At 42.0% G+C, this 22,032-nt stretch carries 22 protein-coding genes and 2 pseudogenes; 7 read left to right on the forward strand and 17 right to left on the reverse strand.

Translation table 11 applies throughout. The annotated features are described in order from the left end of the window. Window positions 1–11: 11 nt before the first annotated feature. Window positions 12–158 carry a hypothetical protein gene (locus tag PluTT01m_RS26960; protein ID WP_011147464.1) on the reverse strand — a complete coding sequence of 49 codons (147 nt, stop codon included), beginning with the start codon at window positions 156–158 and terminating at the stop codon, window positions 12–14. Between the two features lie 908 nt (window positions 159–1,066). Continuing rightward, window positions 1,067–2,041 (reverse strand): annotated as a pseudogene (gene prtA, locus PluTT01m_RS16870) (serralysin); the annotation flags it as partial. A 56-nt stretch (window positions 2,042–2,097) separates the two neighbouring features. Between prtA and PluTT01m_RS16875 the strand changes: the two are divergent. Then, window positions 2,098–3,123 (forward strand): IS630-like element ISPlu19 family transposase, encoded by a 1,026-nt coding sequence (locus tag PluTT01m_RS16875; RefSeq protein ID WP_011144720.1) that lies wholly within the window; start codon window positions 2,098–2,100, stop codon window positions 3,121–3,123. Here the strand turns inward: PluTT01m_RS16875 and PluTT01m_RS16880 are convergent. The 3 genes from PluTT01m_RS16880 to PluTT01m_RS16890 form a co-directional block, all read right to left on the reverse strand. Beyond that, entirely contained in the window at window positions 3,099–3,581 is a 483-nt protein-coding gene (locus PluTT01m_RS16880; protein ID WP_232507872.1) for a zinc metalloprotease, read from the reverse strand. The two genes, PluTT01m_RS16875 and PluTT01m_RS16880, sit on opposite strands and share 25 nt — an antisense overlap. A 142-nt stretch (window positions 3,582–3,723) precedes the next feature. After that, window positions 3,724–5,340, reverse strand: coding sequence for an IS1634-like element ISPlu4 family transposase (locus tag PluTT01m_RS16885; RefSeq protein WP_011144714.1), 1,617 nt, complete (start codon window positions 5,338–5,340; stop codon window positions 3,724–3,726). 367 nt (window positions 5,341–5,707) lie between these two features. Next, window positions 5,708–6,721: an IS630-like element ISPlu10 family transposase gene (locus PluTT01m_RS16890; RefSeq protein ID WP_011144854.1), complete on the reverse strand. Its 1,014-nt coding sequence runs from the start codon at window positions 6,719–6,721 to the stop codon at window positions 5,708–5,710. A gap of 781 nt (window positions 6,722–7,502) precedes the next feature. On the opposite strand from PluTT01m_RS16890, the gene PluTT01m_RS26150 reads away from it, so the two are divergent. The 5 genes from PluTT01m_RS26150 to PluTT01m_RS16905 all read left to right on the forward strand — a co-directional run bounded on the left by PluTT01m_RS26150 (window position 7,503) and on the right by PluTT01m_RS16905 (window position 10,774). Further along, window positions 7,503–7,712 (forward strand): helix-turn-helix domain-containing transcriptional regulator, encoded by a 210-nt coding sequence (locus PluTT01m_RS26150; RefSeq protein WP_011147465.1) that lies wholly within the window; start codon window positions 7,503–7,505, stop codon window positions 7,710–7,712. Between the two features lie 82 nt (window positions 7,713–7,794). Then, window positions 7,795–8,442: a hypothetical protein gene (locus tag PluTT01m_RS16895; RefSeq protein WP_011147466.1), complete on the forward strand. Its 648-nt coding sequence runs from the start codon at window positions 7,795–7,797 to the stop codon at window positions 8,440–8,442. Then, on the forward strand, window positions 8,406–8,756 hold the full coding sequence (locus tag PluTT01m_RS27660) for an ABC-three component system protein (protein ID WP_324251490.1): 351 nt from the start codon (window positions 8,406–8,408) through the stop codon (window positions 8,754–8,756). The genes PluTT01m_RS16895 and PluTT01m_RS27660 overlap by 37 nt, the downstream gene beginning before the upstream one ends. Then, window positions 8,740–8,991 carry an ABC-three component system middle component 8 gene (locus PluTT01m_RS16900; RefSeq protein WP_011147468.1) on the forward strand — a complete coding sequence of 84 codons (252 nt, stop codon included), beginning with the start codon at window positions 8,740–8,742 and terminating at the stop codon, window positions 8,989–8,991. Before PluTT01m_RS27660 ends, PluTT01m_RS16900 begins: the two co-directional genes overlap by 17 nt. Further along, window positions 8,978–10,774, forward strand: a complete 1,797-nt coding sequence (locus PluTT01m_RS16905) for a DUF2326 domain-containing protein (RefSeq protein WP_011147469.1) — start codon at window positions 8,978–8,980, stop codon at window positions 10,772–10,774. Before PluTT01m_RS16900 ends, PluTT01m_RS16905 begins: the two co-directional genes overlap by 14 nt. 91 nt (window positions 10,775–10,865) lie before the next feature. On the opposite strand, the pseudogene PluTT01m_RS16910 reads toward PluTT01m_RS16905, so the two are convergent. From PluTT01m_RS16910 to trmJ, 11 genes and pseudogenes are all read right to left on the reverse strand, one after another. Beyond that, window positions 10,866–11,258 (reverse strand): annotated as a pseudogene (locus PluTT01m_RS16910) (enhanced serine sensitivity protein SseB C-terminal domain-containing protein); the annotation flags it as partial. A gap of 65 nt (window positions 11,259–11,323) precedes the next feature. Next, a complete protein-coding gene (gene pepB / locus PluTT01m_RS16915; RefSeq protein ID WP_011147471.1) occupies window positions 11,324–12,619 on the reverse strand; it encodes an aminopeptidase PepB in 1,296 nt (431 codons plus the stop codon). Between the two features lie 308 nt (window positions 12,620–12,927). Then, entirely contained in the window at window positions 12,928–13,128 is a 201-nt protein-coding gene (gene iscX / locus PluTT01m_RS16920; RefSeq protein ID WP_011147472.1) for a Fe-S cluster assembly protein IscX, read from the reverse strand. 18 nt (window positions 13,129–13,146) lie between these two features. Further along, window positions 13,147–13,482: an ISC system 2Fe-2S type ferredoxin gene (gene fdx / locus PluTT01m_RS16925; protein WP_011147473.1), complete on the reverse strand. Its 336-nt coding sequence runs from the start codon at window positions 13,480–13,482 to the stop codon at window positions 13,147–13,149. Between the two features lie 2 nt (window positions 13,483–13,484). Then, window positions 13,485–15,335 (reverse strand): Fe-S protein assembly chaperone HscA, encoded by a 1,851-nt coding sequence (gene hscA, locus PluTT01m_RS16930; RefSeq protein WP_011147474.1) that lies wholly within the window; start codon window positions 15,333–15,335, stop codon window positions 13,485–13,487. An 11-nt stretch (window positions 15,336–15,346) separates the two neighbouring features. After that, complete coding sequence (gene hscB / locus PluTT01m_RS16935) at window positions 15,347–15,868, reverse strand: co-chaperone HscB (RefSeq protein WP_011147475.1); 522 nt, start codon at window positions 15,866–15,868, stop codon at window positions 15,347–15,349. A 37-nt stretch (window positions 15,869–15,905) separates the two neighbouring features. Next, entirely contained in the window at window positions 15,906–16,229 is a 324-nt protein-coding gene (gene iscA / locus PluTT01m_RS16940; RefSeq protein ID WP_011147476.1) for an iron-sulfur cluster assembly protein IscA, read from the reverse strand. 109 nt (window positions 16,230–16,338) lie between these two features. Beyond that, a complete protein-coding gene (iscU, locus tag PluTT01m_RS16945) occupies window positions 16,339–16,725 on the reverse strand; it encodes a Fe-S cluster assembly scaffold IscU (RefSeq protein ID WP_011147477.1) in 387 nt (128 codons plus the stop codon). Window positions 16,726–16,749: 24 nt separating this feature from the next. After that, window positions 16,750–17,964, reverse strand: a complete 1,215-nt coding sequence (locus tag PluTT01m_RS16950; RefSeq protein WP_011147478.1) for an IscS subfamily cysteine desulfurase — start codon at window positions 17,962–17,964, stop codon at window positions 16,750–16,752. A gap of 49 nt (window positions 17,965–18,013) precedes the next feature. Beyond that, complete coding sequence (gene iscR, locus PluTT01m_RS16955; protein ID WP_011147479.1) at window positions 18,014–18,508, reverse strand: Fe-S cluster assembly transcriptional regulator IscR; 495 nt, start codon at window positions 18,506–18,508, stop codon at window positions 18,014–18,016. Window positions 18,509–18,594: 86 nt separating this feature from the next. Further along, entirely contained in the window at window positions 18,595–19,320 is a 726-nt protein-coding gene (gene trmJ, locus PluTT01m_RS16960; protein WP_011147480.1) for a tRNA (cytosine(32)/uridine(32)-2'-O)-methyltransferase TrmJ, read from the reverse strand. A gap of 133 nt (window positions 19,321–19,453) precedes the next feature. On the opposite strand from trmJ, the gene suhB reads away from it, so the two are divergent. Next, window positions 19,454–20,257 (forward strand): inositol-1-monophosphatase, encoded by an 804-nt coding sequence (gene suhB / locus PluTT01m_RS16965; RefSeq protein WP_011147481.1) that lies wholly within the window; start codon window positions 19,454–19,456, stop codon window positions 20,255–20,257. 102 nt (window positions 20,258–20,359) lie between these two features. On the opposite strand, the gene treC is transcribed toward suhB, so the two are convergent. Then, window positions 20,360–22,021: an alpha,alpha-phosphotrehalase gene (gene treC, locus PluTT01m_RS16970; protein WP_011147482.1), complete on the reverse strand. Its 1,662-nt coding sequence runs from the start codon at window positions 22,019–22,021 to the stop codon at window positions 20,360–20,362. Between the last annotated feature and the right edge of the window lie 11 nt (window positions 22,022–22,032).

Consider the following 22,032-nt stretch of genomic DNA (forward strand, 5'->3'; position numbering starts at 1 on the left):
CACATCAGGCATCAATTAAAATCCTCAGACAGCACATTCTCTTGGACGCTGGAGGTAATAGCCCGGTTAATAGCCTCATAATTAGCAATTCTTCGACAATTATTTTCCTGATAACGGAATAAACGATTCACCAAGTGAACCGGCAAAAGATATTCCATTTTTTTCCTATTTTTTTAATAAGCGCCTTTGATTTTGTGCAATTTTTTATTGGCTGACGCTGAATTCCATAACTAAATAAAAATGGATTTATACCCGTTATCTTTCAAGTTGCCTCTTTGTTGGCTGCACTCACTCACCCCGGTCACATCGTTATCTATGCTCCCGGGGATTCGCTCCCTTGCCGTCGCGATCCATCTTGAAATCTATTGGGTATATTGAATATATTTACTGGCATGAGTATTAAATCCCTGCTGTATTCTGTCCATTTTGAATTAATATCATATGTGAATTATTTCACGAAAAATTAAATAATTATCGAGACAAACTAAACCTCCTGCTCCCCAATTAACACCGAATTTACTTTGATAATTCTCTGAAAAATGGACCTATCCGCATTCCAATAGGAAACAGATTCCACCATAAAAAGACATTATTTATCACTTGGTTATATTGATTAATGTATATTTATACACATAAAAATTATCAACTAGTCTGATTACATATTATTTTATAATAATCAAATTATACAACTAATGTAAACGTTAATTACATTTAACACCGGCATGAAACAATTTCAAACTAAAACTAACTTCCACATATATTGTTTTGTCATAATGAAATAATACGAGCAATGTATGCATTAATTACATTTAATATCATCAGTAAATAATTTTAAATTAAAAATAGATTATTTGTTTATTGTTATAAAATAGAAAAATCACACTATTAATTACTTATTCAAATGTATTTGACTTATTATATAATAGAAAAATAATAGATTAGGAACTCCAACCACATGGACAGAAAACAGAAGACAGAATACAGAAGAGAGCAAAATTGCACGCCCAAGCGCTCAAAGTGACTAAACGAATAACCGCATCCGGTCAGATGCGGTTGTGTGGTTGTGTTATGAAAGGATGAAATCGGCCTCTATCAGCGGTTCTCCAACGATCTTCACCCCAAAACCATCTTGAGATAATTCTCCTCCCATATTAATAACGAAATCATTTACCTTGTTAACGCTGTCATAGCTGATCACAGCTTCCCCAATAGCACCAGTGAATTCCTCGACAAACTTAATAGTGCCTTTTCCTGCTGCACCCAGATCGAACAATGACAAATCAATCTTGTCTTCACCGGAAACAAAGTCATGAATCCAATCACGCTCAAGAAACGATGATTCTTCGGCATTCAAGTAGACAAAGGTATCTTTGCCTTCCCCACCCCAAAGATGATCAGCTCCCAATCCACCGTAAATGATGTCATCACCTGTACCACCCTTCAGAGTATTATTGGCATCATTCCCGATCAGAATGTCATTACCACTGCCGCCAATCGCATTTTCAATCGTGACACCACGGGCGATAGAGATGTTTCCTTTCAAACCACCCACATCCGAGAAAGAAGCTTCATTCAAGTTAATGCGTTGATCCTGAGTAAAACCAGAGAAATCAAAGGTATCATTACCACCCGCATCCCAAGCAGTGAACACAAGTTTGCTCTTTGCATCTTTTGCCGTAAAGAAATCGCGATCAGTGTTGGAATTAAAACCATATACCGTGTCATCGGTACGAGTAGTATTATTTGCACCATACAACGCCTGAATAGCAGAAATATCGTTAAGTAATGGCGCAGAAGAATCAATACCTTTAAAGTCCTGCCCGGTATTTTTTTCACTGAAATAACCCATGATGGTATAAGCACCGCTATCTTCAAAATAAGTCGCCTTATTCTTGTAAGTCGGTACTACCTTATCAGACGCATCATAATCAGCCGGATGATCCAACCCTAATGTATGGCCGATCTCATGAGTAAATGTATGGCGACCATAGCCATTCACTCCAATATCATTTTTTAAGAAAGTACCGCTTTCCGCGTTATACCCGTAATCATTGAAGATGCTTGATTTTATCCGAAATGGAGATCATTATCCTCGCTATGAAAATATTCATTACCGATGAACAAAAAGCCGAACTTGAACATCTCCATCACACCTGCCGTGATAAGAGGGAGTGTGATCGCATCAAAGCGGTCCTGCTGGCCTCTGAAGGCTGGAGTTCAGTGATGATCGCTCAGGCCCTGCGTCTTCATGAAATGACCGTTAACCGTCATATCAGCGATTACCTTAATCAAGGTAAACTTAAATCTGATAATGGGGGGTCTGATAGTTTGCTTTCTCAAGAACAAACTGATTTTTTAATCAATCACTTATCTCAACATCTTTTCCATCACACCCATGAAATCGTGGCCTATGTTGCTCAGCTCTGGAATATTACCTTTAGCATTCCCGGCATGAATAAATGGCTACACCGTCAGGGTTTTTCTTATAAAAAACCTTGTGGCGTCCCTCATAAATTCGACGCAGAAAAACAGCGACAATTTATTGAATATTATGAGAATCTTAAAGTCACAGCGAAAGACGAACCCATCCTTTTTCTTGATGCTGTTCACCCGACTCAAGGCACCAAACTCGGTTATGGCTGGATGCGAAAAGGCGAGAAAAAAACAGTAAAAACAACAGGAAGCCGGACTCGCCTGAATATATTGGGCGCGCTCAACCTGAATGCCATTGGTCGTACGGTGTTCCAGGAATATCAAACCATCAATGACTACAACATTTGCTGTTTTTTCAATGAAATAAGAAAGTCTTATCCTGACTATCATCAAAAAATTCATCTTATTGTGGATGGGGCGGGTTACAACAAAGCTCATCTTGTTAAGGAGTGGGCTTATGTTAGCAATATTGAGTTACATTACCTTCCTCCCTATAGCCCAAATTTAAACCCAATAGAGCGATTATGGAAGGTCATGAATGAACAGGTTCGAAATAACCGTTATTTTGCGGATAAACATGAATTTCGAGACAACGTCTTCAAATTTTTCACCACAACGCTACCGGATATAGCGGACTCGCTGATGTCTAGAATTAACGACCATTTTCAGGTGCTAAAAACTGCATCTTGAAGTTTCTTGGGTATATACCAAGTTCCGACTTGTTTCAAACCTGGATTCGGCATCTCGGCAAACGCATAATCACCTGTTAAACTAAAATCAAAGAAACCAAAAGTGATATTCGCTTCCTTGACATCATAGGTTTCGGTGAATTTAATATTCGCGACATCAGCCCAAGATTGAATTGACAGCTTTGCAGCAGCTTCTTGTTCTTCATTAAATGCTGAAAATCCAGAAATAATCCACGGCATATTATCCGGTTCATTCTCCAGGAAATTATACGTTAATTGGAAAGTTTCAGATTTGTCATTACTCTGATGCCCCCAACGGTAATCACTTCGGATTAACTCTTTCGCCGCATCTTTACTGGGCTCATGCCCAACGACAATATTAGGATCTTTACCTGGAATATAAGCCTGTAGCCAGGTCAATACCTCATTTGCCTTTGCTGAACCACTAACTTCTTCCAAATATGAAATTTTCCTCTTTAAAGACATATATTTCTCCATAAGTTCAAAGCTTAGATATATACCCGTTATCTTTCAAGTTGCCTCTTTGTTGGCTGCACTCACTCCGATCACATCGTTCTCTATCCTTCATTCCGCACCTAATTCAGGAATAAACCGCTTTATATTGTGCACCTAATAAACTCAAAAGCTCATGGTGGTAAGATTGCATTCCTGTCACCATTTTATGTTCTTGAAATTCAAAGGTGCTGATCCCTTCAAAGGCCAGAAATACCCAACGCGCGGTGGGGGATTGTGTCGGTTTGTTCTTCATATCGGGGAAAAACGGCACATTTTGTTTCAATTCATGGCGAATTTTATGTTCCAGCGCCGCATAAACCATGAGACAACATGTCATCACCATTAACAGCGCTTCTATCCGCTCCGGTTTTTTCAGGAAAATGGCAGACGTCAGGAATTCCGGACTTTTCAGGAAGCGAAAACCCCGCTCCACCTTTTGTTGTGCCTTATAATTAGCCAGTAACGCCGCCATATCAAGCCGTCCTTCATCCCGTTCATTGGTCGCTAAAATAAACCTCCCGACCCGCAATCTGGCCTGCTTCACCTTGTCTAACCGGGTATAAGCCTGACCGGCTAATTGATAATGAACCGATTTGGGGGGTTGATGCTTGCCGGGTTTCCCGCGCCCCGCATACGCGGTAATCGCCTGAATTTCCGGCGAGGCGATGCCGATAAACTGGCATTGAGACTCAAAATCATGCAGTGCCTGTAAGGCATCCTCCCGGCAGGCAAAGGGCTTTTTGCCCAGTTTGTCGAACTGTTTAGACTCGTTTTCTGTTTCCCTGAGTGTGTTTTTCCGGAAAGTCTGGTTTTCACGTTTTTCTGCCGCCGTACTGTTCACCAGTAACCAACGCTGAGGAACGCCGCCATATGATGACGTCACCCAGCAGCCTGAATAGCCCTCACTGATGGGGCTGAATTGCTCCGCTGTCACGTTCAGGAGAGACTGTTTAGCTTCCTTGATCGTCAGGGGAACACGCGTAATAAATCGTTGTTTTTGCTGATGAAGCGAAGCGATCGCGGCTTCAGTATAAAGGGCGGCATCGGCCACAAAGTAGCGGCTGTTTTGTGCTGCTTTCAGGCATTGAATATGGGTTTTGATCGTCTGGGCAAAGGCTTTGGCATCATTCGTATTCCCGCTCATAGCCTGCATATAGACAGGGATACCTGCCTGATTTTCGCAAATCAGTTCAAGGACAACCTGGTTCAGTTCAGGCCGGTGATCCCGGCTATAACCCGGCACCAGTGCAATGCGTTTTGTGTCATCTCCCAACGCGCTGTCATAGTCACCATCGACATGAAAACTCGTGATATCCAAATGAACGGAATCGGGATTTAACCCTAATTTATCAACTACTTGCTCAGCAAGCACCTGATAAACTTCCGACACCCCCGCTTCATATAAGGCATCCAGTGTTCGGCCGAGCACATCATCATTAAGGTGTTCAGCTTCAATGTCAGCGCCAATTAAACGCGCAATCGGCTTATGTTGAAAAAAGCCGGAAAACATGTGCAATGTCCGGCTGTGAAACCCCAGCCCGTTAAGGATCATCGCCAGAAAAGCGTCGCCGTGAGAGACGGTATGCGATGAATATTTTGGGATAATGGCATCAATCATGCGGGGTAAACCGGCTTCATGACAAAAAGCGGCGATAAGGCCAAGATGATCGAGACGTTTAATGGCAGGTATAGGTGTGGACATATTCGCTTTCCGGCAAATAAAAGTAATAGATCAAAATTGGCGATTACCGTCAACCCCACCGATGTCATCAATACAAAAAACCTGTGTAAGATCACATTATTTTTAAATCAGAAATACGGTGCGGAATGACGGCTCTATGCTCCCGGGGATTCGCGCCCTTGCCGTCGCGATCCATCTTGAAATCCATTGGGTATAAAACCTGTCTATTTAATTAAACACCTGTCAATAAAACCTAGAAACAATGGGCTATCCCGGCCACGCAATTTAAAATCCCTGTCCATAAAAGTAACACTAAAGTTAATTACGTAAAAAATAATTAACATATTTTTTTAAATAACTTTTCATAATTATAATACACTCACTCTTTTTATTCTCTGCTATTCCTGTAGGGACATGAATTTAAAAACGTTTTCACTTTCTCAAGCAATTGCCACATATACTGACAGCCATGATTTCGTGTCACCGTTTCATGTAAGGATTGCCACAGACGCTCAATTTTATTCAGCCAGGGTGAATAAACAGGTAAAAACAACAGATTAAATTTAGGATGACAAGCCAGCCAATCTCTGACCCGTCGGCTTTTATGGATACTGTAATTATCCAAAATCAAAGTGAGGGTTTCAGCATGACAATACTGGCGTTCAAGTTCTTCCAATACATTGATAAATAACTGAGAATTCTTATTTAACCCGTCAGCATAAGTCACTTTTCCCGTTTGAACATTCAGGCAACCTGCAAAATAATGTTTTTGGTTTTTTCCTGGTGTCACTATACGTTTCTGTTGCCCTTTTAAATACCAGTCAGCCCCGATTTTTGGATTCAGCTCGATGTCGACTTCATCTTCATAAAAAACGGGATGTTTTTCTGAACACGTTGACAATGCCTCGGTAATTTTCGCCATTTTTTCATGGTACTCGGGATCGGGTAATTTAAGCGTCGGGGCTGCCCTTCGCCACACGATACCCATTTTATGTAAGTAACGATAGAAGGTACTGATGGATAATTTTATGTTTAATAATTCATTGATTTTAATTATAAAAAACTCAAGACTCCAGCGAGAACGCAGGCAGCCCAATTGCTGGGGAGAATATTGCAATAAAAAAGACAGTAAAGGATAAAGCGGGATTAAATTCCAGACAGCGGGTCTGCCCACAGGCAGGCTTTTGAGTCCTTCCAGACCATATAAAGTCAACCAGTTTATCCAGCGATAGACAGAAGAACGACTGGCGCAAAGGGTTTTGGCGACCAGAGAGACAGACTCGCCTCGATGCAGCATCAATATGGCCATGAGCCTGCGAGCATAATCTTTATCTCGGGTGTTCTGGATAATTTTTTTCATCTGGCGTCGTTCATTGCGGGGTATAGGTGCTATGATAGGCATAACTCAGTCCGTTTAGTGGTTTGGGATTATCTACAATTGATCAGATTGCAAAAATTGGACTGAGTTCCCTCCAAGTGTTCTACTATTTTGAAAAGTTATTTAATATAAACGTGATAAAAATAGCATAAAACAAATAAACAATTGTTTTGTATAACATAGCTATTTAAGGCAAAAAAATATTGCTAATTTTTATCAATGTTTTCTTATAAAATTATTATCTATTTAACTATTCATATAGTGAATTTAAAAATTTTTATAAAATCATTTATTAATAATTTTATTAAGTGACTATTAAAACAATCTAAAAAATAAGGAAAATTCGTATTAACAGGTAACGAACACTTTATCTATTCTGTAAGTTTATTTCTGAAAAAATAAAATTAGATTTATTGTAAAAAATAGAAATGTCAATTGAAAACTATTTTATTTATTTAAAAGACAAGAGGTTAATATATAATGTAGGAGCCGAGTTATTTACAGGTTGTCAGGATTTGAATTTATTTGTTTCGTTATTATCTTTGGCATTGAATTTTACTATTATTTTCTTAGTTTTTAATTTATTAATTTAAATCTCCGATTTAATATTATCCTATTATATATAAAATAAAATTGGATTATAATTATCACTTTCTGATTTTTAGTTTATTCATTATAGTTAAAGGATAGCCTATTGATGAATAGACTATCCCAGTTTTTTAGCTAAGATTACTATTTATAGTTTATATCTTTTAAGCTACAGTACACTAACTTCTGATAACAAGTTAAAAGGGGGGTAGGAAAATTGGGTAAATCTGTAAAAAACAAGAGTGCTATTGGACACCTTAACCCAGAATTGAATGAGAGCAGGAAAACTCAAGATGTTCGTTTGTTACTGGAAACTGCAAGACAAGTTGCCAAGGCGCATGGTGGATTCTCCTTTATTGCCAAAGAGACTGGTTTATCTAGAGAATCTCTCTACAAAGCACTCTCAGCAACAGGAATCCGACCATAAGAACTCCGTGTTCATCATTAAATGCGATTGGAATGCGGCTTGAAATTATCCCTATTAAACCAACAGGGGAATTTATAGATAAATGAAGTATGCTTATGAAGATTTGGGTGACGACCAATTTGAGCAACTGATCGTTTTTTTATGCCAAGAACTACATGGGATTGCCGTACAAGGCTTCTCGAAAGGCCCCGATGGCGGCAGAGATGCCAAGTTTATAGGTACCAGCGCTCTTTATCCCAGCATATCTGCACCTTGGAGTGGCACCATCATTATCCAAGCAAAACATACTAACGGGTACAACAAGCTCTTTTCGGAGTCTGATTTCTACAACCCTGATGGCAACTCAAGTGTTTTAAGTAAAGAAATTGTCAGGATTAAAAAGCTACGAAATGCGAAACAATTAGATCACTACATGTTGTTTTCTAACAGGCGGCTGGCAGGTAATGCAGAAAGTGAGATAAGATCCTATTTAGCAAAAAAGTGCGATATACCCGAATCCTCTATTTGCCTTTGTGGTATAGAATTATTGGAAACATGGCTTAAATCTTTTCCGAAGGTTGCTGGGAGAGCTGCTCTTGATCCGGTGGACTCCCCTTTAATCGTAAGCCCCGACGCTCTTTCTGATGTTGTATACGCTTTAGCGGCTCAGCAAAAAAAGGTTTATCTACGAAAGACGATCCACCAACCCCCAGAATACCCTATAGTCAGAAAAACCAAATTAACAACATGAGCAACGAATATGCTGAAATATTAAGAAGGAGATATCTGAAAGAGACAGCTCAAATTAAAGCTTTTCTGGCTGCACCGGAAAATGCAGAAATTATGCAGCTCTATGAAAATGTAGTTGAAGAGTTTCAACTTAAAATAATTGCAAAAAGAAAGGAATATCAAAACTTTGATAGCGTAATGAATTACCTTTTCGATCTTCTTTTTGGAAGGGATCCTGTTCTAAAAAAGCATAGACGACTTACTAAAATAATGCTTTTTTACATGTATTGGAATTGCGACATCGGTAGTGAAGAAGAATATGCTGCGACCAACTAAACATTCCCATCCAGACAGAACAGTAATCAATGTTGCTTTGATTATTATTTCACGTCTTAAAGGATTGAGAATTGAGAATTATAGCGACCTGCTGAGCTATACAAAGAAAGCAGTTTCCGGTGGTGATGTATTGTTTCTCCCAGCTCTAAACTTTTTATTTATTATGGGTATCATTGAATATCGTCCTAAAACTGATGCCATTGAATATGTAGCTAATAACAATGAAACTATCTAAGATTTATTCAAACAAGCCATCTCTTTTTGAGCCCATTGCTTTTCACGAAGGGCTTAATGTTATATATGGTGAAATTCGGCTCCCAGAAAACAAAGAAAAAGACACACATAATCTAGGGAAAAGCACATTGGGTCGTGTGATAGACTTCGCACTATTATCTAGGCGAAATACAGACTTTTTCCTATTTAAACACCCTGACATATTTAATCAGTTTGTCTTTTTTCTTGAGATCGAACTAAAAGATTCAAGTTTCTTGACTATCCGTAGGGATGTTGCCCAACCCTCGAAGATATGCTTCAAGAAACATCAAGAAAAAAATCAAGATTACTCTCTTTTGCCTACAGATCAATGGGATCATGAAGATGTCTCTTTTGATAAAGCCAAAGAGCTGCTAGATAGTTTACTTGATCTTAGCGTGATAAAACCCTGGAGTTATCGCAATAGTCTTGGATACCTTATTCGATCTCAGGATGATTATAGCGATGTTTTCCAATTGAGAAAGTTTCGTTCCAAAGATGCATCATGGAAGCCCTATCTCTCTCATATACTCGGATTTAATGCAGAGCTTATAAAAGAACACTATAAAAAAGAAAAAGCTCTGGAAGAGAAACAGACAACTGAAAAAGCGGTAAAGAAAGAGTTGGGGGGGTCACTCGAAGACATCAGTAAAGTTGAAGGTATTTTGCTATTAAAGAAGAAAGATGCGGAGAAGAAACAGGAACTTCTTGATGCGTTTGATTTTCGACAACAAGACAAAGAGAAAACAAAAGTACTTGTTGAAGAGATAGATGAAGAGATCGCAAGTCTTAATCAGGAAAGATATTCGTTAAATCAGAATAGAAAGAAAATCCTAAAATCCTTAGAGGAGGATAAAGTTTTATTCAATACTGAAGAAGCTGAAAAGCTTTTCAATGAGGCAGGCGTGCTTTTTAGCGGTCAGATAAAAAAGGACTTCGAACAACTGTTAGGATTTAATAAAGCGATAACTGAAGAACGATTTGGATATCTGACCGAAGAAAAGTCAGAAATTGAAGCCAAATTGAGAATCATAAACACTAGGCTAAACGAACTAGGAACACGTCGTTCGAAAAGTTTGTCATTCTTAAGTGACACAGAGGTTTTTTCCAAATATAAAATTCTCTCAAGAGAACTCGTTTCCTTACGTGCAGATATTGAAACTCTAGAGAGACAAAAGGCACATCTACACAAGTTGCAAGAGCTTAGAACTGAAATTCGATCGCTTTCCGAAGAGTGTAGTCATTTACAATCCAAAATTGAGAATAATGTTGAGTCTCAGAACTCCGATCAAGCTAGCATTTTCTCTCAAATTCGGCTCTATTTTAGTGAAATTGTTGATACTGTCATTAGCCGTAAAGCATTGCTCAGTGTATCTCCAAATCGAGAGGGACACTTGCAATTTAAAGCGGAAATTCTTGATGAATCAGGCAACGCAACGAGTGCAGATTTAGGACATACTTATAGAAAGCTGCTATGTATCGCTTTTGATTTAGCTGTACTAAGAGTTCATAAAGGTGAGAAATTTCCTCATTTTGCCTTTCATGATGGAGTATTCGAGTCTTTGGATAATAGAAAGAAAGAGAATTTATTGGCTATTTTACGCGATTACGTTGAATTAGGTATTCAGTCTGTTATCACACTAATAGATTCAGATCTTCCTACTAGATCTCCTAAAGAGCTGCCAGTGTTTGACAGTACAGAAATTGTTCTTCAACTGCATGACGAAGGAGAATCTGGTCGGCTTTTCAAGTTAAAAACCTGGTAAAAGTTATTGAGCTTGACTACCAGATACAGATAAAGCTGCTATACCCGTTATCTTTCAAGATGACGGGTATATATTATCACCCGCTAAATAATCACTTATTCATAACCGGAATGCTTTCACGTAACCAACTGCCTAATTTACGCTGGTAAAATGGCTGAGTATGCTGAATCAAATAATGGCTGATGCCACTCTCTTTTTCATCAACTAAACAGAAGTCAATCGGCTCTTCTTCCGATGTGTATTCACAAGCAATAGTGCCCGCTTCATGGATCAGTTGCTCAATTTCGTCTGCGGTGCCATTTATTTCCAGTCCAATTAATAAATTGGGGTTTTCATCCACATTTTTATCATGAACCTGAATGATAAAAGCACGGCGAACAGGTTTACGTTGGCTAAATAAACTGACTAAAGCTTCAATGAGCGGTGAAGGATATTCTTCCGGTTGGCTAAGCGTTAGCTTACTACCACTTGGAACATCAATTTCAACCGAAATTAATTCACTTAATGAACCCATAAAAATCTCCAATCAGTTTTTTAGATAAAATAAATTTATTTCGCCTTCGCCAACAATAAATTAGCAATTGAACGAACTCCATAACCCGTTGCCCCAGCGGACCAATGTTCTACCGCAGATTTACGATAAGTTGCCGAGCAATCAATGTGAATCCAACCTTTTTGGTATTCTTCCACAAAGTGAGACAGGAAAGCCGCCGCGGTACTGGCACCCGCAGTATGCGGTGACGCAGCAACGTTGTTCAAATCAGCAAAATTCGAGGGCAGTTGGCTACGATGGAATTCAGCTAATGGTAAACGCCAGAACAGTTCATTCTCGGATGCAGCCGCCGTCAACAGATCATCCGCCAGTTTGTCATCAAAGCTGAGTACAGAGTGGTAGTCATTACCCACAGCCGTTTTCGCTGCACCAGTCAAGGTTGCCGCATCAATGATTAATTTCGCTTTCTCTTTGCTGGCATCAATTAAACCATCAGCCAGCACCAGACGACCTTCCGCATCCGTATTCATCACTTCAACAGATTTGCCATTACGGTAATGAATAACATCACCCAGTTTAAAGGCGTTACCACTGACCATGTTATCCGCTATGCAGAGGAACAGTTTAACTCGCTGTTTCAAGCCACGACTGATTGCCAGCGCCAATGCACCTGTCAGAGTTGCGGCTCCCCCCATATCCGATTTCATGGAATCCATAAAGGAAGATTGTTTCAGGCTGTAGCCGCCAGTATCAAATGTGACGCCTTTACCTACCAGACAGGCAAACACCGGCGCTTGCGGGTTGCCAGTTGGGTTGTAATCTAACGCCAACAAAATAGGATCACGCGAAGAACCACGGCCAACGGTGTGAATACCCGTATAACCCTGCTCACGTAAATCTTCGCCTTTAATAATGCGATAACTTACTGATTCACAAGCCATACCACACATCAGGTCAATCGCACGCTTCGCCAATTGTTCCGGCCCAAGCTCTTCCGCTGACATGTTGATGGTGTCACGCACCCAATCAATAATTTTAATTCTGCTTTCCAATTCCTGTTTTTCAGCCGCAGGTAATTGAGGCCATTCAATAGAACGATTACCTTTCGGCGCACGGAAGCCTTGCCAGAAAGCCCAACTTTTCTCTAAATCCCAACCTTCACCCACCAGAGCCACATGACGAATTCCCTGCCCGTCAATTTTACGTCCAGCACGTTGCACTGCCCCTAATTTACCTTTACCAACCAGGTGAACCATCACCCCTTGCTCACTGGAACTAATCAGCGCTTTTTCACCCCAGCAAGCTGCTGCTGGTTCATAAGACAGTGTTATTGGCATGATTTGTTTAGTCATTCTTTTCTCACCTCTTATTATTACCGCTTGATGGCAGTGAGGAGCTTATTCAAGCTTCTATACCCGTTATCTTTCAAGTTGCCTCTTTGTTGGCTGCACTCGCTCACCCCGGCCACATCGTTACCTATGCTCCCGGGGATTCGTTCCCTTGCCGTCGCGATCCATCTTGAAATCCATTGGGTATTACCTACATAATTCTTCGCCTGCCAGATATTCACCCTACAAAAAAACCGGCCAAAGCCAGTTTTTCATTGAAGAGCAGCCTAACTTAAAACGATGACAGATAAATAACAAATTAATGCTATTTGTTATTCAAACTCATCCAACCAAACGAGCAGAATCGATTCTAAAATCTTTTCATTGGATTTCTCAGCTACATCATCAAAATCGTCCAGCTCGCAAATCCACTGATGCATATCAGTAAAGCGAACGGTTTTTGGATCTACCTCTGGAAATTTGTCATATAGCGCTTCACCGATTTCACGGCTGTTAGACCATTTCAGGCTCATTTATTTTTCTCCTGCCAATCAGTGCTCACGGGCATGGTTAATGGTGTATTTTGGAATTTCTACCACCAAATCTTCGTCAGAAACTTTAGCCTGACAACTCAGACGACTTTCTGGTTCCAGCCCCCAAGCTTTATCCAGCATGTCATCTTCCAGTTCAGAACTCTCTTCCAGTGAATCGAAACCTTCACGAACGATGCAATGGCAAGTTGTGCAAGCACAGGATTTTTCACAAGCATGCTCAATTTCAATCCCATTACGCAATGCAACATTCAGAATGGATTCCCCCTCTTTGGCTTCCAGAACTGCACCATCAGGGCAAAGATCGTTATGAGGTAAAAATACAATTTTCGGCATAATTAAATCTCGTCCACAGAATGGCCCGCCAACGCTCGACGAATAGATGAATCCATCCGACGTGCAGCGAATTCCTGCGTTTGCTTATCCAGTTGTTTAATCGCGTTTTCAATAATTTCAGGATCATTGCCCTGAACGCTTGTTATAAGTGTTTCTACGGCAGCATCAATTGCCGCCTGTTCTTGTTCATTCAGTAGATCGGCATCTTTTTCTAACGCGCTGGTGACACTTTCCAGTACCCGCGCCGCTTCAACTTTTTGTTCTGCCAGTTGGCGTGCATTGATATCTTCCTGAGCATTTGCCATAGAATCTTTTATCATACGAGCAATTTCTTCATCAGATAAGCCATAGGAAGGCTTCACCTGAATAAAAGCTTCGACACCAGTGGATTTCTCCAGCGCACTGACATTCAACAAGCCATCAGCATCTACCTGGAAAGTGACCCGGATATGGGCCCCACCAGCCGGTAATGGCGGAATACCACGTAGGGTAAAACGGGCCAGCGAACGGCAATCACTTACCAATTCTCTTTCCCCTTGCACCACATGAATACTCATTGCACTCTGGCCGTCTTTGAAGGTGGTGAATTCCTGCGCTTTGGCAACCGGAATGGTCGTGTTACGCGGGATAATTTTTTCAACCAAGCCCCCCATCGTTTCCAGCCCAAGTGAAAGCGGAATCACATCCAACAGCAGCATGTCGCTATCTGGCTTGTTACCCACCAGAATATCCGCCTGAATCGAAGCACCCACAGCCACCACTTTATCTGGATCAATGGAAGTCAGCGGTTCGCGGCCAAAAAATTCGCCAACCCTATGACGAACCAACGGCACACGGGTCGAACCACCCACCATAACCACCTGTAGAACCTCATCCGCAGAGACTTCTGCATCTTTCAATGCCCGGCGACTTGCCAGTAAAGTCCGTTTTATCAACGGGGTTATCAGGGCTTCAAATTCGCAACGGGTGATTTTACCTTGCCAGCCAGCAATGTTTATCTCTGCAATATCAGCATCACTCAAGGCGATTTTTACCTGAGTAGCCATATCCAGTAGCTGGCGTTGCAAACTATGGTCATCTCGACTGCCAATCCCCGCTTGTTCACGGATCCAGTCAGCCAGTATTAAATCGAAATCATCACCGCCAAGGGCTGTATCACCACCCGTTGCCAACACCTCAAAGACACCGCGGCTTAGCCGGAGAATAGAAACGTCAAATGTTCCGCCACCTAAATCATAAACGGCGATCACACCTTCCTGACCAGAATCCAGTCCATAAGCAATCGCAGCCGCAGTCGGTTCATTAAGTAAGCGCAAAACATGTAACCCGGCTAAACGCGCCGCATCTTTTGTTCCCTGACGCTGTGCATCATCAAAGTAGGCCGGAACAGTGATCACAACACCATCAAGCTTACCATCCAGTGTTTCTTCTGCACGCTGCACCAGCGATTTAAGAATATCCGAGGAAACCTGAATGGGATCGACCAAACCCGTTGCGGTGTTAATTAACGGTAACCCGTTTTCACTCGCTTGAAATTGATAAGGAAGATTTGGATAACGTTGCTGAATGTCAGCCAGAGAGCGTCCCATCATACGTTTTACTGAACTGATGGTATTCGCAGGATCATACGCAGCCTGTTGACGGGCCAGCCAACCAATTTCAGGACCCTTTTCATGGTAGCGAACAACCGAAGGAAGCAGGTAACGCTCTTCACTATCCATCAATGTTTCCGCTTGCCCACTGCGAACAGTGGCAACTAATGAATGTGTCGTGCCTAAATCAATACCGACAGCTAAACGACGTTGATGTGGTGCAGCGGATAAACCCGGCTCGCTAATTTGTAATAAAGCCATATACGCCTTCCTTAAAAGTCGTCCAGTAAACGTTCTTCTAGTTGCTCAACCTGCTGTTGCAATTTATCCAAAAAACGTAATTTACGCACCGTATCGGCTGCTTGTTCCCACTGCTGTTCATCCAATTGCTGCACCATTAGCTGACTACGGGTTTTAATCATCCCATTCAGGCGCGCAGCGAAATCAGCCAATGCCACTTCTGGATTAGCTTTGTCCGCAATACATTCCAATTCTTCCCGCAACATAAGCTGTTCCATCAGGAAAGCATTGTCATTCATGGTGTGCTGTTCATTGGCTAAATCAAAACCATGCAGAGAGAGCATATATTCAGCGCGTTTCAGTGGATGTTTAAGCGTTTGATAACCGTCATTGATAGTCACTGCCTGCTGCAATGCCAGCGTTTTTTCACGCTCTGGCTGACTCGCAAAGCGATCCGGATGAAACTGACGCTGCAATTCTTGATAACAGCTTGCCAGTTGTTCTCGATCAACAGTATAACGAGCCGGCAGCCCAAATAAAGTGAAATAGTCCATAATCTAAACTTACTCTGGATTTGGCCGAAAAACGGAATTAAACGTTAAAACTCTCTCCACAACCACATTCGCTGGAAACATTTGGGTTGTTGAATTTAAAGCCTTCGTTAAGGCCCTCTTTAACAAAATCCAATTCCGTACCATCGAGATAGACCATGCTCTTGCCATCTACGATAACTTTGACACCCTTATCTTCAAATACAGTGTCATCTTCGTTAATCATATCGGCAAATTCAAGCAGATAGGCCATACCTGAGCAGCCTGATGTTCTGACGCCCAGACGCAAACCAACACCTTTTCCACGGTGACTCAGGAATGACGAAACGCGTTGTGCGGCACTTTCTGTAAGGGAAATTGACATACAACAACCTCACTTATTAAAACCAGCAAAGGCGGATACCGGATGGTATGTAACAACCCGTATCCCGTATCCACCAAATTTTTTTCTATTTTGTTATTATCAAGGGCAATTATCTGCCCTGGCGTTTACTTTTGTAATCCGCAATCGCTGCTTTAATCGCATCTTCAGCCAGAATAGAACAGTGGATTTTCACTGGCGGCAATTCTAATTCATCGGCAATTTCAGTATTTTTAATCGCTTCTGCCTGCTCCAGAGATTTGCCCTTCATCCATTCAGTAACTAAAGAGCTGGAAGCAATCGCAGAACCGCAACCGTAAGTTTTGAAACGCGCATCTTCAATAATGCCTTCATTATTGACTTTGATTTGCAGTTTCATCACATCACCACACGCAGGGGCACCAACCATGCCGCTGCCAACCATTGGATCTTCACTATCGAAAGAACCGACGTTACGTGGATTTTCATAGTGATCAATTACTTTTTCGCTGTAAGCCATGTTATTACTCCTGAAACCGTCTGATTAATGATGAGACCATTCGATACTATTTAGATCCACACCTTGTCTAAACATTTCCCACAGCGGAGAAAGTTCACGCAGGCGGCCAATAGATTTGTGAATCAATTCAATGGCGTAGTCGATCTCTTCTTCTGTCGTAAAGCGCCCTAAAGAGAAACGGATAGAGCTGTGAGCCAGTTCGTCATTCATTCCCAACGCACGCAATACGTAGGAAGGCTCCAAGCTGGCAGAAGTACATGCAGAACCCGAAGAAACCGCCAGATCTTTTAATGACATCATCAGTGATTCACCTTCAACATAGTTGAAGCTGACATTCAGAATATGCGGCGCACCGTGCTCTAAATCCCCGTTAAGGAAGACCTCTTCAATATCTTTGATCCCCTGCCACAGACGCAACCGCAGACCACGCAGACGCTGAGATTCACTCTCCATTTCCTGCTTGGCAATACGGTAAGCTTCACCCATACCCACAATCTGATGAACAGGCAAAGTACCAGAACGCATCCCACGTTCATGACCGCCACCATGTTGTTGTGCTTCAATACGAATGCGGGGTTTACGGCGAACGTACAGTGCGCCAATCCCCATCGGCCCGTAAATTTTATGGGCGGAGAAAGACATCAGATCGACTTTCAATTTGGTTAAGTCAATTGGCAGCTTGCCTACGCTCTGAGTAGCATCAACATGGAAAACGATACCGCGACTACGGCACATTTCACCGATAGCAGCAATATCCTGTACCACGCCAATTTCATTGTTAACATGCATGATAGAAATCAGAATGGTGTCATCACGCACCGCAGCTTCCAGATCGTTTAAATCAATCAACCCGTTGCTTTGAGGTGCCAAATAGGTAACTTCAAACCCTTCACGTTCCAATTGACGGCAAGTATCCAGCACCGCTTTATGTTCGGTTTTGCTGGTGATGATGTGTTTGCCCTTTTTCTGGTAAAAATTAGCCGCCCCTTTAATGGCAAGATTGTCAGATTCCGTTGCGCCAGAAGTAAAAACAATTTCTCGCGGATCCGCACCCACTAAATCAGCAATCTGATTACGGGCAATATCAACCGCTTCCTCAGCCTGCCAGCCAAAACGATGTGAACGAGAAGCGGGATTACCAAATATCCCGTCCCTGGTCAGATAGTTCATCATCTTTTCAGCAACACGCGGATCAACCGGTGTCGTTGCTGAGTAATCTAAATAAATGGGTAATTTCATTGGTCACATGCTCCCTACTTCTAATACTTCAATTCATCACAAGTTCTGCTTATGGGCGCAGATTGACATTAATTGTTTCTTGTGCTCTGCCGTTAGGTGCACGGCGTTTATCGTTATCCTGGCGACCAGCAACATCCAATACTTCTTGGTTATTGACCAATTCTTCTAAACTGATACTGCTCAGGAAACCGGTAATACGATCACTTAAATCGCGCCATAAAGCATGAGTCAGACAGCGATCACCGCCCTGACACCCTTCTCTACCCTGACAACGGGTAGCATCTACTGATTCATCAACTGCGAAAATCACTTCGGCAACAACAATTTCACTGGCATCTTTGCCCAATAAGTAACCACCACCCGGACCACGGACACTTGAAACCAGACCATTTTTGCGCAGGCGAGAAAATAACTGTTCAAGATAGGAGAGGGAAATACCCTGACGTTCAGAAATGTCGGCCAATGGTACCGGACCTTCTTGTGAGTGTAACGCCACATCAAGCATGGCAGTTACTGCATAACGCCCTTTAGATGTCAATCTCATAAATGAATTACCCCGTGGTGAAATATGAAGAAATTGTGTCATTCCTGAGTATTTTAGTCAACTATTTAACCTAGTAATTTACTCAACTATTTCTTCGCCCATTTTTCAACGGAGGACAAGATGCCACGCAGAATATTCAGTTCCTGCATTTCAGGCCGGGCACGGGTAAAAAGGCGTCTCAATCTATTCATTATTTGACCTGGGTGTGCTTTTCTAATGAAACCCGAATCATTTAACACACATTCAAGATGATGATAAAAGCGTTCCATATCATCAGCTAATGGATATTCCACTTCATCAGTTTTTTGCTCAGTTTTATCCTGACGCGCCAAATAGGCCATACGGATTTCATAACTGACAAGCTGAACCGCCATTGCCAGATTTAATGAACCGTACTCCGGGTTAGTTGGGATATTCAGGTGATAATGGCACTTCTGCAATTCTTCATTGGTCAACCCTACCCGCTCACGGCCAAAAACAATGGCAACCGACGCATGTTCAGCTTGTTGAACACTACGTTCACCACATTCACGAGGTTCAACCATCGGCCATGATAACGTTCTTGAACGGGCGCTGGTCCCAATCACCAAGCCGCAACCCGCCAGCGCTTTATCCAAACTATCGACAATCGTCGCATGACCAATAACATCACTAGCACCCGCAGAAAGTGCAATCGCATGAGAGTCTGGCTGAACTAAAGGATTAACCAGATAAAGATTGGTTAATCCCATTGTTTTCATTGCCCGGGCGGTTGACCCCATATTTCCGGTGTGGGAAGTTTCAACCAGGATAATGCGGATATTTTCTAACATGACAACTTCTGAATAGTCTGGATAGTTATAAGAATCAAATATCTTAACACAGCATTAGTCATTTTTCCGAATTACTGCTATACTACGCGCCGATTAATTACCCGTTCTTTAACATCCTGGTGGAAGATATCCCATGCATCCGATGCTGACTATCGCCATACGCGCAGCGCGTAAAGCCGGCAACCTAATTGCCAAAAATTATGAAACTCCCGATGCGGTTGAAGCTAGCCAAAAAGGCAGTAACGATTTTGTTACCAATGTTGACAAAGCCGCAGAAGCACTCATTATCGACGTTATTCGCAAATCTTATCCTAAACACTCGATTATTACCGAAGAGAGTGGCGAGCTTTTAGGCGAAGAGGCTGATATTCAATGGGTAATCGATCCACTGGATGGCACGACTAACTTTATCAAACGCCTCCCTCACTTCGCCGTCTCTATTGCGGTACGCATTAAAGGCCGTACTGAAGTTGCAGTTGTTTATGACCCAATGCGTAATGAGCTTTTCACCACAACCCGAGGTCAAGGGGCACAGTTGAATGGCTACCGTCTACGTGGTACCAATGCCCGTGATCTGGATGGCACCATTCTGGCAACAGGTTTCCCATTTAAAGCAAAACATCATTCCACTGTTTTTATTAATACTTTAGGTAAATTATTTGTTCGTTGTGCTGACTTCCGTCGTACAGGCTCCGCCGCACTGGATCTGGCTTATGTTGCGGCTGGTCGGGTGGATGGTTACTTTGAAATTGGCCTAAAACCGTGGGATTTTATGGGTGGCGAACTGTTAGTTCGTGAATCTGGCGGTATCGTAACTGATTTCGTTGGCGGTCATAATTATATTCATTCCGGCAACATTGTTGCAGGTAATCCACGCGTTGTTAAAGATATTTTGGCTGAAATGCGTGATGAATTATCAGAAGCATTGAAACGTTAATTCCAGTAAATCCTAAATAAGAATTGACGGATGGTAATTTAGGTAGACCGCAAAAAACGCGGTCTACCTTACGATTCATTTAACTAACAACAAAGACCGTTGTTACTCCGCTAACCAGTAAACGGCTTCATAAGGCTGTAGCTGCATATCTTTTGCAGGTACATGGTTTTCAGGATAGTTCCCCATCAATTTAACCCATGAGCAATCGGATAAAGAAGCGTCCAGCGACCATTTCTGCACTTCAACACTGAGATTAGCAATAACCAACAACGTCTGATTTTCCCAACGACGCACATAGCACCAAAGAGAAGGATGAGATGGTAATAAGTCTTCATAGCTGCCATAAGTCAATACAGGATATTCCTTACGCAGCTTGATTAAACGTGCATAACAATGGAAAACTGAATCATCATCCTGCATCGCATTTTCAGCATTCACATCCTGATAATCACTATTCAGCGCTATCCACGGCTCTCCTTGAGTAAACCCTGCATTAGCAGTCGTATCCCACTGCATTGGCGTTCGCCCATTATCACGAGATTTCTTCGCTAAGACCGATAAGATTTGCTGTTTATCATTGCCCTGCTCAATCTTCTCTTGATAAATATTTAAACTTTCTATATCCCGGTACTCTTCAATATGAGAAAAGTGAGGATTAGTCATCCCCAGCTCTTCTCCTTGATAGATATAAGGGGTTCCCTGCATACCATGCAGTACCATTGCTAACATTTTAGCGGACGGCACCCGCCAAACACCTTCACCGCCAAAGCGTGAAACAATACGCGGTTGATCGTGATTACACCAGAACAGCGCATTCCATGCCCGTTCGTACATACCTTGCTGCCACTTGGCAAAAATTTTCTTCAATTCAATAAAATCAGGTGGCGCTGCAACCCATTTCTCACCATTGGGGTAATCGACTTTTAAGTGATGAAAAGCAAAAACCATCGACAACTCTTCACCATCCAATGAAGAATAGCGATGACAATGTTCCAGTGAAGTAGAAGACATTTCCCCAACCGTCATCACTCCGGCAGGCTGGAATACCTCTCTGTTCATTTCTTGCAGAAATTCATGAATACGCGGGCCATCGGTGTAGAACTGACGCCCATCCCCCTGAGTTGACTCAGGGAAGTCTTGCTGTTTAGAAACCAAGTTAATGACATCCAGACGGAAGCCATCAACACCAAGGCCAGCCCAGAATTCACAAATCTTTTTCAATTCAGCCCGTACTGGCTCATGTTCCCAATTTAGATCAGCCTGCTCAACAGCAAACAGGTGCAAATAATACTGTTGGCTTGCTTCATGCCACGCCCAAGCATTGCCACCAAATTTCGACAACCAATTATTAGGCGGGGTTCCAGGTACCCCATCCCGCCAAATGTAATATTGCCGATAAGGGCTATCAATATCCTGTGCTTGTTTAAACCACGGATGTTGAGTCGATGTATGGTTGAAAACAATATCCACGATGATACGGATATCACGTTGATGTGCCTCATCAACCAAACGCTTAAAATCATCCATTGAGCCGTAAGCCGGATCAATCGCATAATAATCAGCGACATCATAACCATTATCTACCTGTGGTGAGAGGTAAAAAGGCGTCACCCAAATAGCGTCTACGCCCAGTTTCTTCAAATAATCAAGCCGGTAAGTAATGCCGTTAAGATCGCCCGTTCCGCTACCCGTCGTATCCTGGAAACTCTTAGGATATATCTGATAGATGACACCTTGTAACCACCACGGAATGATTTTGTCCATCAAAAACACCT

This window comes from Photorhabdus laumondii subsp. laumondii, assembly GCF_003343245.1.
Taxonomy (GTDB): Bacteria; Pseudomonadota; Gammaproteobacteria; order Enterobacterales; family Enterobacteriaceae; genus Photorhabdus; species Photorhabdus laumondii.

Bases quoted from the DNA above. Each gene is read 5' to 3' on its own strand.
- PluTT01m_RS26960 (WP_011147464.1), bottom strand. From the start codon at position 158: ATGGAATATCTTTTGCCGGTTCACTTGGTGAATCGTTTATTCCGTTAT.
- PluTT01m_RS16875 (WP_011144720.1), top strand. From the start codon at position 2,098: ATGAAAATATTCATTACCGATGAACAAAAAGCCGAACTTGAACATCTC.
- PluTT01m_RS16885 (WP_011144714.1), bottom strand. From the start codon at position 5,340: ATGTCCACACCTATACCTGCCATTAAACGTCTCGATCATCTTGGCCTT.
- PluTT01m_RS16890 (WP_011144854.1), bottom strand. From the start codon at position 6,721: ATGCCTATCATAGCACCTATACCCCGCAATGAACGACGCCAGATGAAA.
- PluTT01m_RS16895 (WP_011147466.1), top strand. From the start codon at position 7,795: ATGAAGTATGCTTATGAAGATTTGGGTGACGACCAATTTGAGCAACTG.
- PluTT01m_RS16900 (WP_011147468.1), top strand. From the start codon at position 8,740: ATGCTGCGACCAACTAAACATTCCCATCCAGACAGAACAGTAATCAAT.
- PluTT01m_RS16905 (WP_011147469.1), top strand. From the start codon at position 8,978: ATGAAACTATCTAAGATTTATTCAAACAAGCCATCTCTTTTTGAGCCC.
- pepB (WP_011147471.1), bottom strand. From the start codon at position 12,619: ATGACTAAACAAATCATGCCAATAACACTGTCTTATGAACCAGCAGCA.
- iscX (WP_011147472.1), bottom strand. From the start codon at position 13,128: ATGAGCCTGAAATGGTCTAACAGCCGTGAAATCGGTGAAGCGCTATAT.
- fdx (WP_011147473.1), bottom strand. From the start codon at position 13,482: ATGCCGAAAATTGTATTTTTACCTCATAACGATCTTTGCCCTGATGGT.
- hscA (WP_011147474.1), bottom strand. From the start codon at position 15,335: ATGGCTTTATTACAAATTAGCGAGCCGGGTTTATCCGCTGCACCACAT.
- hscB (WP_011147475.1), bottom strand. From the start codon at position 15,868: ATGGACTATTTCACTTTATTTGGGCTGCCGGCTCGTTATACTGTTGAT.
- iscA (WP_011147476.1), bottom strand. From the start codon at position 16,229: ATGTCAATTTCCCTTACAGAAAGTGCCGCACAACGCGTTTCGTCATTC.
- iscU (WP_011147477.1), bottom strand. From the start codon at position 16,725: ATGGCTTACAGCGAAAAAGTAATTGATCACTATGAAAATCCACGTAAC.
- PluTT01m_RS16950 (WP_011147478.1), bottom strand. From the start codon at position 17,964: ATGAAATTACCCATTTATTTAGATTACTCAGCAACGACACCGGTTGAT.
- iscR (WP_011147479.1), bottom strand. From the start codon at position 18,508: ATGAGATTGACATCTAAAGGGCGTTATGCAGTAACTGCCATGCTTGAT.
- trmJ (WP_011147480.1), bottom strand. From the start codon at position 19,320: ATGTTAGAAAATATCCGCATTATCCTGGTTGAAACTTCCCACACCGGA.
- suhB (WP_011147481.1), top strand. From the start codon at position 19,454: ATGCATCCGATGCTGACTATCGCCATACGCGCAGCGCGTAAAGCCGGC.
- treC (WP_011147482.1), bottom strand. From the start codon at position 22,021: ATGGACAAAATCATTCCGTGGTGGTTACAAGGTGTCATCTATCAGATA.